This is a genomic window from Methylobacterium sp., from assembly GCF_028290105.1.
Lineage (GTDB): Bacteria > Pseudomonadota > Alphaproteobacteria > Rhizobiales > Beijerinckiaceae > Methylobacterium.
In genome coordinates this window covers 1-12,221 of the sequence record NZ_JAQGKL010000072.1, presented here as the reverse complement: position 1 = coordinate 12,221, position 12,221 = coordinate 1, and the positions used below count along the sequence as shown (strand labels likewise).

The following is a 12,221-nucleotide window of genomic DNA, read 5'->3' as shown; positions in this document are numbered from 1 at the left end:
CGGTGCACCGGCCCGTCCGGGTGCCGCCTCGACCGGCACACGTCGTCCGCCTGTTCTGACATCGGCGCCTGCGCCGCGCGCCCGCCCCGCCGGCACCCCGGCCGAGGAGGAGAGCGAGCAGAAGCGCGTCATCCGCCGTCCCGGCATGCCGCTCAAGATCATCACGCCGCCCAAGACCCCGAAGCAGCCGGGCGGCGACCGGAACCGTGGCCGCCTCACCATCGCCACGGCGACATCGGGCGAGGACGAGCGCACGCGTTCGATCGCCTCGTTCCGCCGTCGCCAGCAGCGCATGAGCGGCAACCGTCACGTGGAGCAGAAAGAGAAGCTCTCCCGTGAGGTGACGATCCCGGAGACGATCACGATCCAGGAACTCGCCAACCGCATGTCGGAGCGGGCCGTCGACGTCATCCGCCTGCTGATGAAGCAGGGCGAGATCCACAAGATCACCGACGTGATCGACTCGGATTCGGCCCAGCTCATCGCCGAGGAACTCGGCCACACCGTGCGCCGCGTCGCGGAGTCGGACGTCGAGGAAGGCCTGTTCAGCGACGAGCCGGACCTGGAGGAGGATCTCGATCCCCGTCCCCCGGTCGTCACGATCATGGGCCACGTCGATCACGGCAAGACCTCGCTGCTCGACGCGATCCGCAAGACCACCGTGGTCTCCGGCGAGGCCGGCGGCATCACGCAGCATATCGGCGCCTACCAGGTCGCGGCCCCGTCCGGCGACATGGTCACCTTCATCGACACCCCCGGCCACGCGGCCTTCACATCCATGCGTGCCCGTGGCGCGAAGGTGACGGACATCGTCGTGCTCGTGGTGGCGGCCGATGACGGCGTGATGCCCCAGACGGTGGAGGCGATCTCCCACGCCAAGGCGGCCGGCGTGCCGCTCATCGTGGCGATCAACAAGATCGACAAGCCCGACGCGAACCCCCAGCGGGTCCGCACCGAGCTGCTGCAGCACGACATCCAGGTGGAGTCGATGGGCGGCGAGACCCTCGAGTTCGAGGTTTCGGCAAAGACCGGCGACGGTCTGCCTGACCTGCTCGACGGCCTGCAGCTCCAGGCCGAGATCCTGAACCTGCGCGCCAACGAGGCGCGTGACGGCGAAGGCACGGTCATCGAGGCCAAGCTCGATCGCGGTCGTGGTCCCGTCGCCACCGTGCTCGTGCAGCGCGGCACCTTGTTCACCGGCGACATCATCGTGGCCGGCGCCGAGTGGGGACGCGTCCGCGCCCTCATCGACGACAAGGGCGAGAACGTCCCCTACGCGGGTCCTTCGGTCCCCGTGGAAGTGCTCGGCTTCAACGGAACCCCGGATGCGGGCGACCGCGTCGCGGTGGTCCCCAACGAGGCCCGTGCCCGCGAGGTCACGGAGTATCGTGCCCGCCAGAAGCGCGAGCGGATCGCCGCCCGCACCGGCGGCGCCAACCGGTCGCTCGTGGACATGATGCGCGACCTCAAGGAAGGCGCCGGCCGCAAGGAACTGGCGCTGGTCGTCAAGGGTGACGTGCAGGGCTCGGTCGAGGCCATCACGGGTGCCCTCGAGAAGCTCGGCAACGACGAGGTCTCGGCGCGCATCCTTCTCTCGGGTGTCGGCGGCATCACCGAATCGGATGTCACCCTGTCGGAGGCCTCCAAGGCCGTCGTCATCGGCTTCAACGTGCGTGCCCACAAGGAAGCGCGCGAATCGGCCGAGAACAAGGGTGTCGAGATCCGCTACTACAACATCATCTACGACCTCGTGGACGACATCAAAGCGACCCTGTCGGGCATGCTGCCTCCCACACTTCGGGAAGAGCGTCTCGGCGAGGCCCAGATCCTGCAGATCTTCGACGTGTCGAAGGTCGGCAAGATCGCCGGTTGCCGCGTCACCGATGGCGTCGTCCAGCGCGGCGCCCACGTTCGCCTCATCCGCGAGAGCGTGGTCATCCACGAGGGCAAGCTCTCGCAGCTCAAGCGCCTCAAGGACGACGCGAAGGAAGTCATCTCGGGCTACGAGTGCGGCATGTCCTTCGAGAACTTCCAGGACATGCGGGCCGGCGACACCATCGAGTGCTACCGGGTCGAGGAAATCCGCCGCACGCTCTGAGCGTCCGGTCCCCATCGAGGCTTGGGCGGGGTCGCGACGCAGGTCGCGGCCCCGCTCTTCGTTTCCGGTCCGGTCCGTTCCGACGAGCCGGGCTCGCCGTCGCCGGGATCAAACCCGCGCGACGGGCCTATCTCCCGAACGCCGATCTGCGCTATGGAGGGCGCCTTCGGTGACCGCTTCGTTTCGATCCGCCCCGGCTACGGCCGAGGACGAGCGCATCGGCGTTCCATTTCAGCGACGCTTTTTGCGAGCGTGCCCCGTGCGGACCGGTGTCGAACCGTTTCAACGACAAGACGATCAGAATTTCTCATGGCCCAGAAACAGAATCCCGCCGGCCCCTCGCATCGCCAGCAGCGCGTCGCCGAGTTGATCCGCCACGCCATCGCCGAGGTGCTCCAGCGCGGGGACATCCAAGACGCGGTGCTGAGCGCCCACGTCATCACGGTGCCCGAGGTCCGGATGTCGCCGGACCTGAAGCTCGCCACCGCCTACATCATGCCGCTCGGCGGCCTGAACGAGGCCCCGGTGATCGCGGCTCTCGAGCGCAACAAGAAGGCGCTCCGGCAGGAGGTCGCCCGCCGGGTGAACCTGAAATTCGCCCCCGACCTGCGCTTCCTGCGCGACGAGACCTTCGACGAGGCCGACCGGATCGACGCCCTGCTCCGGACTGATAAGGTACGGCGTGACCTCGAATCGCCGGGAACCGACGAAGCCACGGACGAGGCGCCCCACGCGGGGGCCGGCAAACCGGCCGGTGCGCCGGATCCCGACGCCGCCTGACGCCGGCTCGAACCCGAGCAAGTCCGGTTCCTCCCCCCGACGCGGGCGGACCCGTTTCAAACGTCCACAGGGGACGGATGACGGCGCGGCGTGCGCCGCCCGGCCCCCGTGATCAGTGACCGAGGATTCCATGATCGACGAACCGACCATCGCGCAGACCGAGGGCGCCCTTCCGCCGAACCCGGCGGAGCAGCCCGCGGCCGCCGAGGGCCGTCGCCCGCCGCGCGGCGCCCCGCGCCCCGACCGGCCCAAGCGCCGCGACGTCAACGGCTGGGTGATCCTCGACAAGGGCGTGGGCATGACCTCGACCCACGCCGTGGCGGTGGTCAAGCGCGCCTTCAACGCCAAGAAGGCCGGCCACGCCGGCACCCTCGACCCGCTGGCCTCCGGCATCCTGCCGATCGCGCTGGGAGAGGCCACCAAGACTGTCCCGTTCGTGATGGACGGCCGCAAGGCCTACGTCTTCACCGTGACCTGGGGCATCGAGACCGACACCGACGACGCGGAAGGCCGCCCGGTGGCCACCAGCGACGCGCGCCCCGAGCGGGCCGCCGTGGAGGCCGCGCTGCCGACCTTCGTCGGCGCCATCGAGCAGGTGCCGCCGCGCTACTCCGCCATCAAGATCGCGGGGGAGCGCGCCTACGACCTCGCCCGCGACGGCGAGGAGGTCGTGCTGGTGGCGCGCCCCGTGCAGATCGACCACCTCGCGGTCGTCGAGCACAGCCCCGAGCGCACCGTGATCGAGGCCGCCTGCGGCAAGGGCACCTATGTGCGGGCGCTCGCCCGCGACCTCGGCCGCCTGCTCGGCTGCTACGGCCATGTCTCGGCCCTGCGCCGGACCCGCGTCGGGCCCTTCACCGAGGCCGATTCGTGCCAAGTCGCAGCCCTGGAAGCGGCGGGGCCGGACGGCAATGCCGGGAACCTGCACCCCGTCGAGACCGCCCTCGACGTCGTGCCCTCGGTGCCGGTGTCCCGCGACATGGCGCTGCGTCTCATGCGCGGCCAGCCCGTGATCCTGCGTGGGCGCGACGCCCCCGTCGAGGGCAAGGCCTTTGCCACCTGCGGCGGCATCCTCGTGGCGGTGGGTGACGTGGAGCGCGGCGAACTCGTGCCGCACCGTGTGTTCCACCTCGGCGGAACGGCGAACCGCTCGGCCTGACCGGACGGCGCCTGCCGAACACCTGCGACGCAACCTCTCCCCTCCGGCAGAGGGTGCGGCGCGCGCCTCTAGTCCCGGATCGGCAGCCCCGCCTCGATCACCCGCGCCCAGAGCGAGGCGCCGTAGGGGGCGGCGGCGTCGTTGAAGTCGTATTCGGGGTGGTGCAGCCCGGCGCTGTCGCCGTTGCCGACGAAGATGTAGGCGCCCGGGCGGTGCGCGAGCATGTAGGAGAAATCCTCGGCCGCCATCAGGGGCGCCACCGCACGGTCGATCCCCTCCTCCCCGACTAGCCCCGCCGCCACGTCGGCGATGAAATCCGTCTCGGCCGGGTGGTTCTCGGTGACGGGGTAGCCGCTGTTGTATTCGATGGCGCCCGTGGCCCCGAAGGCGGCGGGCACGTGGGTGACGATCTCGGCGATGCGGGCCTGGACCAGGGCCCGGACAGGCTTCGACAGGGCCCGCATGGTGCCGCGCAGGGTCACGCATTGGGGCAGCACGTTGAAGGCCTCGCCGGCCTCCAGGGCGCAGACCGAGACCACCGCGCTCTCCAGGGGATCGACCGCCCGGGCGACCACCGATTGCAGCGCCACGATGAGGTGGCTCGCCACCAGCACGCTGTCGATGGCCGCGTGGGGCTGGGCCGCGTGCCCGCCCTTGCCCGCGATGGTGATGGTGAAGCGGTCGGTGGAGGCCATGATCGGGCCGGGCCGGATGGCGAAGGTGCCGAGCGCCAGCCCGGGGATGTTGTGCATGCCGTAGACGGTCTCGACGCCGAAGCGCTCCATCAGCCCGTCGCGGACCATGGCCTCGCCGCCGCCGCCCCCCTCCTCCGCCGGCTGGAAGATCAGCACCGCCGTGCCGTCGAAATCGCGGGTCTCGGCGAGGTACCTGGCGGCGCCGAGCAGCATCGCGGTGTGCCCGTCATGCCCACAGGCGTGCATCTTGCCCGGCACCGTGGAGCGGTAGGGCAGATCGCGCACCTCCTGGATCGGCAGCGCGTCCATGTCGGCCCGCAGGCCGATGGCCCGGTTCGAACCGTGTGCGCGGCCCCGGATCACCCCCACGACACCCGTGCGGCCGATGCCGGTGGCGACCGTGTCGCAGCCGAACTCCCGCAGCTTGTCGGCGACGAAGCCGGCGGTGCGATGGACGTCGTATTGCAGCTCCGGGTGCGCGTGGAGATCGTGGCGCCAGGCGGCGATCTCGTCCGCGAAGGCGGCGATCCGGTCGAGGACGGGCATGGGAAGCGACTTTCGAGAGGCGACGGCTCTCAGGCTGGGACGCGCCGGGGTTGCGACGCTGTGCGCGCAGCAAACAAGAGGCCAGAGACCGGGTCAACGCGTCGATGCGGCTCACACCGCCGGATGATCCGCCCGTACCGGTATCCTGCCCCCCGCCCGGCGCAGGCGCAGGGCGTTGGCGAGGACGAACACGCTCGACAGGGCCATGGCCCCGGCGGCCAGGACCGGGGAGAGCAGCGGGCCGCCGAAGGGGTGGAGCAGGCCCGCCGCCACCGGGATCAGCGCGACGTTGTAGGCGAACGCCCAGAACAGGTTCTGGCGGATGTTGCGCATCACCGCCCTCGAGAGCCGGATGGCGCTGGCGATGCTCCCGAGGGCGCCGGACATCAGCACCACGTCGGCGCTCTCGACCGCGATGTCGGTGCCCGTGCCGATGGCGATCCCGACATCGGCCTCCGCCAGGGCCGGCGCGTCGTTGATGCCGTCGCCGACGAAGGCCACGGCACCGTGGCGGGCGCGGAGGGCCAGCACCGCCGCGACCTTGCCGCCGGGCAGGATCTCGGCCGAGACCTCGGTGATGCCGAGCTGCCGCGCGACGCCCTCGGCCGCGCCCGCCGCGTCACCGGTGATCATCGCCACGACGAGGCCGCGCGCACGCAGCTCCGCCACGGCCTCGGCGGCGTCGGGCTTGATCGGGTCGGCGACCGCGACCAGGGCGGCGAGGCGCCCGTCGAGCGCCACGTAGAGGGGGCTTCGGCCCTCGGCCGAGAGGCGGGCGGCCTCGGCGTCGAGGGCGCCGGCCGCGATGCCGAGACGATCGAGGTAGCGCCGGGCGCCGACCACCACGCGATGACCGTCGACGGCGCCGGCGACGCCATGGCCGGGCTCGGCCGCGAACGCCGTCACCGTCCCGCGGCCGAGCCCCTTCGCCTGTGCCGCCGCCACGATGCTGCGGGCGACCGGGTGTTCGGAGCGCGATTCGAGGCTCGCGGCCAGGTGCAGGACCATGTCGGTGGCGAAGCCCGGCGCGGCGATCAGGTCGGTGAGGGTCGGGCGGCCCTGCGTCAGCGTCCCGGTCTTGTCGAGGGCGACGACCCGGACGTCGCGCAGGCGCTGGAGCGCGCCGCCGTCGCGGAAGAGCACGCCCATCTCCGCCGCCCGGCCGGTGCCGACCATGATCGAGGTGGGGGTGGCGAGCCCCATGGCGCAGGGGCAGGCGATGATGAGGACCGCGATCGCGTTGACCAGCGCGAAACCGAGCGACGGGCTCGGGCCGAGGGCGAACCAGCCTGCGAAGGTGAGGACGGCCGCGCCGATCACGGCGGGCACGAACCAGCCGGTGACCCGGTCGACCAGGGCCTGGATCGGCAGCTTGGCGCCCTGCGCCGCCTCGACCATCCGCACGATCTGCGCGAGCACCGTGTCGGCGCCGACGGAGCCGACCCGCAGGTCGAAGCTGCCGTGGGTGTTGAGGGTGCCGCCCACCAGCGCGTCGCCGGGCCCCTTGCCCACCGGCACCGGCTCGCCCGTGACCATGCTCTCGTCGACGTAGCTCGCGCCCGAGACCAGGATTCCGTCCGCGGCGACGCGCTCGCCCGGCCGGACCCGGACCACGTCTCCGACCCTCAACCCGCTCTGGGGCACCTCGACTTCGGCGCCGTCGCGGATGACCCGGGCGGTGGCGGGCGCCAGCCCGACGAGGCGCGCGATGGCCGCCCCCGTGCGGCCCCGGGCCCGGGCCTCCAGCGTCCGCCCGAGCAGGATCAGCGTGACGATGAGGACGGCCGCCTCGAAGTAGAGATGCGCCGTGCCGGGGGGGAGCACGGAGGGCGCCAGGACCGAGACGAGGGAATACAGGTAGGCCGCCCCCGCCCCGAGGGCCACGAGGGCGTTCATGTCGGGGTGCCCGCGCAGGAGGTTCGGCAGGCCCAGCCGGAAGAAGCGGGCGCCGGGCCAGGCCAGCACGCCGGTGGCGAGCACGGCCTGGACGAGCCCCGCCGCGGTCGCCCCGAGGGCGCCGTGAACCGCGTGCGCGAAGGCCGGCACGAGATGGCCGCCCATGTCGAGGAGGACGACCGGAGCCGCGAGGGTGGCGGCCCGGACCGTGTCGCGCCGCAACGCCTCCGCTTCCTCCGCCCGGCGGGCCGCCCCGGTGTCGGGTCGCGACCCGGCATCGGGTCCGGCCGGCGCCAGCGGTTCGTAGCCGGCCCGGGCGATGGCGGCCTCGATGTCGGCCCGCGCCACCAGCCCTTCGGGATGGCGGATCTCGGCCCGGCCGGTGGCGAGGTTGACCGAGGCGGAGGCGACGCCGGGCAGAGCCGCCAGGACGCGCTCGACGCGAGCCACGCACGAGGCGCAGGTCATCCCCGCCACCTCGATCGCGGTGACCGCCTCCGGCACGGCGTAGCCGGCACGCCCGATGGCCTCCACCGCCCCGGAGATCGGGCCCGGCAGGCGCAGGCTGGCGCGCCCGGTGGCGAGGTTGACCGCGACCTCCGAGGCCCCGGGCAGCGCCCGCAGCACGCGCTCGACGCGAGCCACGCAGGAGGCGCAGGTCAGGCCCTCGACCGGGAGGCTGACGGGCCGGCCGGGCGCCGGGATGACGGGGTTCAGGGTCGTGTCCATGTCCCTCATGTGGGGATGCCTCCCGAGGAATGGTCAAGGGCGTCCGATCGTCATCGTCCGCTGGCGCCGAACCGGGCGCCGGCGGTTGTCCGAAGGCCCGGACACCGGTGCGGAGTTGCCAGTTTTTGACAGCTTTCCGGCCCCGTGCGACGCTCCGACCATGTCCAACACGCCGACCCGCAACATCGCGCTGACGCACGAGCTGGAAAGCTACATCCGGGGCCAGGTCGCCAGCGGGCACTACGCGAATGCCAGCGAGGTCGTGCGCGCCGGCCTGCGCCTCCTGATCGAGCGCGACCACAAGCTGCCGCGGTCGCGCGGCGTGATCGTCAAGTCCGTGGATCTCGGCTGAGCATGGCCTCGCGCGAATCGAGCAAACCGCACGACGTCCAGGCCGACGTGATCGCGGTGGAGAGCATCGCGGCGGTGCCGACGATCCTCGACGTGATCTGCCGGACGACCGGCATGGGCTTTGCCGCGATCGCCCGGGTGACGGACAAACGCTGGGTCACCTGCAGCGTGCGGGACGAGATCGGCTTCGGCCTGGTGCCCGGCGGCGAATTGCAGGTCGCGACCACGATCTGCGACGAGATCCGGGACAGCGGGACGGCCGTCGTCATCGACCACGTGGCCGAGGACGCGGTGTATTGCGGGCACCCGACCCCGGCGCTCTACGGCTTCCAGAGCTACATCTCTGTGCCGATCCGGCTGCCGGACGGCAGCTTCTTCGGCACGCTCTGCGCCATCGACCCGCGCCCGGCGCAGCTGAACCGGCCGGACATCGTCGGCATGTTCTCGATGTTCGCAGACCTGATCGGCTTCCATCTCGACGCCCACAGGCGTCTGGCCGGGGGCGCCGCGCTCCAGCGCAGCGAAACCTTCGTCAAGGGGATCCTCACCGCGAGCCCGGACTGCGTGAAGGTCCTGTCGGCGGAAGGCCGCGTCGAGTTCATGAGCGCGCGCGGCCTGGAGCTGAACCAGATCGATTCCGCGCAAGCGATCCTCGGCCAGGATTACGCCGGGCTCTGGCCGGAGGAGGAGCGCGACAAACTCCGGGCAGCCATCCGTCAGGCCGCCGCCGGCGAGCCCTCGGGCATCGACGGGTATGCCCCGACGGCCAAGGGCGAGCCGCGCTGGTGGGAGGTCAGCTTCGCGCCGTTCCAGCCCGAAGGGACCGACGTGCTCAAGCTGGTGGGCGTCTCCCGCGACATCACCAAGCGGGTGCGGGCCGAGCGCAGCCGGCAGGACGCCGCCCAGGCCCTGCAGGCCCTGAACGACAACCTCGAGCAGCAGGTCGCCGAGCGAACGGCCGAACTCCGGCTCTCGCGCGACATCCTCGAATCGAGCGCGGCGCCGATCTGCGCCTTCGACACCGAATTCCGGCTCATTGCCTTCAACCGGGCCCACAGCGACGAATTCTTCCGGATCTTCGGACACCGGGTGACACTCGGCGAGGTGTTCTGCGACCTCTTCCCGCCCGACCAGGCGCCGATCATGCGCGGCTTCATGGCCCGCGCCCTCGACGGCGAGACCTTCACGGTCACCGAGGAGTTCGGCGATCCCGATCTGGCCAAGCCCTATTGGGAAGTGTCCTACGCGCCGCTGCGCGACTCGCATGGCCGGATCATCGGGGCCTTCCACTACGCCAAGGACATCTCGGCGCGCCTGCGCGCGGAGGCGGACCTCGCCGTCGCGCAGGAGGCTTTGCGCCAATCGCAGAAGCTGGAGGCCGTCGGCCAGCTCACCGGCGGGGTCGCGCACGACTTCAACAACCTGCTGACGATCATCCGCTCGTCCGTGGATTTCCTGCGCCGGCCGGACCTGCCGGAGGCGCGCAAGCGGCGCTACCTCGATGCGGTCTCCGACACGGTGGACCGCGCCGCCAAGCTCACCGGCCAGTTGCTCGCCTTCGCCCGGCGCCAGGCGCTCAAGCCCGAGGTGTTCGCGTTGGGCGAGCGGCTGCGCGGGGTCGCCGAGATGCTCGACACGGTGACGGGGGCCCGCATCCGCCTCGTGCTCGAAGTGCCGGACGAACCCTGCTTCGTGAAGGCTGACCTGAGCCAGTTCGAGACGGCGCTGATCAACATGGCGGTGAACGCCCGCGACGCCATGGATGGGGAGGGCACGCTGACCCTGCGCCTGAACCGCCGGGATCGGCTGCCGCAGATCCGGGGCCATGCGGGGACGTCGGGCGCGTTCGCCGCCGTGTCGCTCAACGACACGGGCGCCGGCATCGGGCCCGATCAGATCCTGCGCATCTTCGAGCCGTTCTTCACCACCAAGGAGGTGGGCAAGGGCACGGGCCTGGGCTTGAGCCAGGTGTTCGGGTTCGCCAAGCAATCCGGCGGCGACGTGGACGTGGAGACCCGGCTCGAGCACGGCACGACCTTCACGCTCTACCTGCCCGAGATCGCGGTCGAGCCGGACCACGCGGCGCCGCCGAGTCCGACCCCCGAGACCGGTTCGCCGATGGGAACCGGCCAGCGCGTGCTGGTGGTGGAGGACAATCTCGAGGTCGGCCGCTTCGCCACGCAGATCCTGGAGGATCTGGGCTACCGGACCACCTGGGCCGTCAACGCCGAGGACGCCCTGGACCGGCTCGGTTCGGATGGCGGCGGCTTTGACGCGGTGTTCTCGGACGTGGTCATGCCGGGCATGGGCGGCATCGCCCTCGCCAACCAATTGCGCCAGCGCCTGCCCGGCCTGCCGGTCCTGCTCGCTTCCGGCTACAGCCACGTCCTGGCGCAGGACGGGTCCGAGGGCTTCGAACTCCTGCACAAGCCCTATTCCGCCGAACAGCTCGGGCGCCTCCTGCGCAAGCTCACGGTCAAATGCCCGGATGGCCCGGCGAGCTGAGATTCGGGCGGGCGCGAACCGCGCGACCGTCACGTCCGGACGGTTCCTCGAACTCAGGCCCCGGCCCCTCGTTGACTCCGCAAGGGTTCGGGACGGGAGGATGGCATGGCCGAGGCCGCGAAGATCACGGCGCATATGGAGGTCCGGTCGTCCGACGAGCTGCATGTCGGCACGGTCGACCACCTCGACGGGGACGCCGGGATCAAGCTGACCCGGACCGACCCGGCCGCGCATGGCCGGCACCACCACCTGCCGGTCGCCTGGATCGACCATGTCGACGAGCACGTCCATCTCACCGCCACGGCGGCGGACGTGCGGGCGCTCTGGGAGGAAGCCGGCTGATCCAGGGTTCGGACCGGCCGGGCTCGCCTCAGGTGACGAGGTAGGCTTTGTTCATGGTCAGGTTCACGATGACGCCCGCCTCGTCCCAGGTGCGCTCCACCGAGCCGTCGAGCTGCTGCGTCACCGCGCGCTTGAGAAGCCGGCTGCCATAGCCGCCGGGGCCAGTCGGCGCCGTGACGGGCGGACCGCCGCGCTCGGTCCAGGTGATCACGACGACGTCGTCCTGGACCGGACAGGAGACGTCGAGGGTCCCCGTGGCCACCGAGAGGGCACCGTATTTCAGCGAGTTCGTCGCGAGTTCGTGGACCACGAGGGCCAGCGTGGTCGCCGCCGCCTCGCCGACCCCCATCCGGGGCACCGAGACGCGGATGCGCCCGCTGAAGGCCCCCATGTCGTCGTAGGGCGCGAGCAGGATCGAGAGCAGGTCTCCGAGCAGCGCCGCCTTGCCCTGTCCCCCCGGCAGGGGACGAACGAGATCGTGTGCCCGCCCCAGCGCCGTGAGGCGCTGCGTGAGTTCGCGCGCCATGTCCGCCGTCGTGGTGGTCGAGCGCGAGGTGATGGCGGTGAGGGCTGTGGCGATGGAGAGCAGGTTCTTGACGCGGTGGCTCATCTCGCCGGCGAGAAGCTCGTGTCCTTCCTCCGCCTGCTTCCTGCCCGTCACATCGAGGAATATCCCGAACATCGTGCGGCCGACGATCCCGGCATCCTCGCCCTGGCCGCGCGCCGCGATCCACCGGACATCGTCTCCGATCAGGATGCGGAAATCCATTTCATAGGACCCGAGCACCGCACGCGTGGCGGCAAAGGCGGCGCGGACGCGGTCGCGGTCCGCCGGATGGATATGCGACGACAGCTCTTCGAACGTCACCGTTTCCCGCAACGGCCTGCCCCACAGTTCGAACCCTCGTGCGTCCATCGTGAACACGTCCGTGTCGACGTTCCATGCCCAGAGTGCCACGCCGGCGGCAGTGACGGCTAGGCGAAGGTGGTCCGGCTGCCAGACGTGAGGTTGCAGTGGTATTGAGGCCAAGTGGTTATCCGATTGTGAGGGTGATCGCTGCATAGGCCGTAAGGTCCGGATCGGCAATTCGGCATCGGGGCGCAGGGGAGTACCGGCCTG

9 protein-coding genes are annotated in these 12,221 nt (G+C 71.1%); 6 read left to right on the top strand and 3 right to left on the bottom strand.

Annotated features, from left to right (window positions below; genetic code table 11):
• The 3 genes from infB to truB form a co-directional block, all read left to right on the top strand.
• A partial coding sequence (infB, locus tag JWQ05_RS05605; protein WP_299655788.1) for a translation initiation factor IF-2 occupies positions 1 to 2,098 on the top strand: 2,098 nt, incomplete at its 5' end.
• 309 nt (positions 2,099 to 2,407) lie between these two features.
• Positions 2,408 to 2,878, top strand: a complete 471-nt coding sequence (gene rbfA, locus JWQ05_RS05600; protein ID WP_299655785.1) for a 30S ribosome-binding factor RbfA — start codon at positions 2,408 to 2,410, stop codon at positions 2,876 to 2,878.
• 130 nt (positions 2,879 to 3,008) lie between these two features.
• Positions 3,009 to 4,037, top strand: a complete 1,029-nt coding sequence (truB, locus tag JWQ05_RS05595) for a tRNA pseudouridine(55) synthase TruB (RefSeq protein WP_299655783.1) — start codon at positions 3,009 to 3,011, stop codon at positions 4,035 to 4,037.
• A 68-nt stretch (positions 4,038 to 4,105) separates the two neighbouring features.
• On the opposite strand, the gene JWQ05_RS05590 is transcribed toward truB, so the two are convergent.
• Complete coding sequence (locus JWQ05_RS05590) at positions 4,106 to 5,278, bottom strand: M20 aminoacylase family protein (RefSeq protein WP_299655780.1); 1,173 nt, start codon at positions 5,276 to 5,278, stop codon at positions 4,106 to 4,108.
• 111 nt (positions 5,279 to 5,389) lie between these two features.
• Positions 5,390 to 7,903: a heavy metal translocating P-type ATPase gene (locus JWQ05_RS05585; RefSeq protein ID WP_299655794.1), complete on the bottom strand. Its 2,514-nt coding sequence runs from the start codon at positions 7,901 to 7,903 to the stop codon at positions 5,390 to 5,392.
• Positions 7,904 to 8,063: 160 nt separating this feature from the next.
• Between JWQ05_RS05585 and JWQ05_RS05580 the strand changes: the two genes are divergently transcribed.
• The 3 genes from JWQ05_RS05580 to JWQ05_RS05570 all read left to right on the top strand — a co-directional run bounded on the left by JWQ05_RS05580 (position 8,064) and on the right by JWQ05_RS05570 (position 11,101).
• Positions 8,064 to 8,255: a type II toxin-antitoxin system ParD family antitoxin gene (locus JWQ05_RS05580; RefSeq protein ID WP_299655777.1), complete on the top strand. Its 192-nt coding sequence runs from the start codon at positions 8,064 to 8,066 to the stop codon at positions 8,253 to 8,255.
• Positions 8,256 to 8,257: 2 nt separating this feature from the next.
• Complete coding sequence (locus tag JWQ05_RS05575; protein WP_299655774.1) at positions 8,258 to 10,759, top strand: PAS domain-containing protein; 2,502 nt, start codon at positions 8,258 to 8,260, stop codon at positions 10,757 to 10,759.
• Positions 10,760 to 10,864: 105 nt separating this feature from the next.
• Complete coding sequence (locus JWQ05_RS05570) at positions 10,865 to 11,101, top strand: DUF2171 domain-containing protein (protein WP_299655771.1); 237 nt, start codon at positions 10,865 to 10,867, stop codon at positions 11,099 to 11,101.
• 28 nt (positions 11,102 to 11,129) lie between these two features.
• Here the strand turns inward: JWQ05_RS05570 and JWQ05_RS05565 are convergent, their stop codons facing one another.
• Entirely contained in the window at positions 11,130 to 12,164 is a 1,035-nt protein-coding gene (locus JWQ05_RS05565; protein ID WP_299655791.1) for an HWE histidine kinase domain-containing protein, read from the bottom strand.
• Between the last annotated feature and the right edge of the window lie 57 nt (positions 12,165 to 12,221).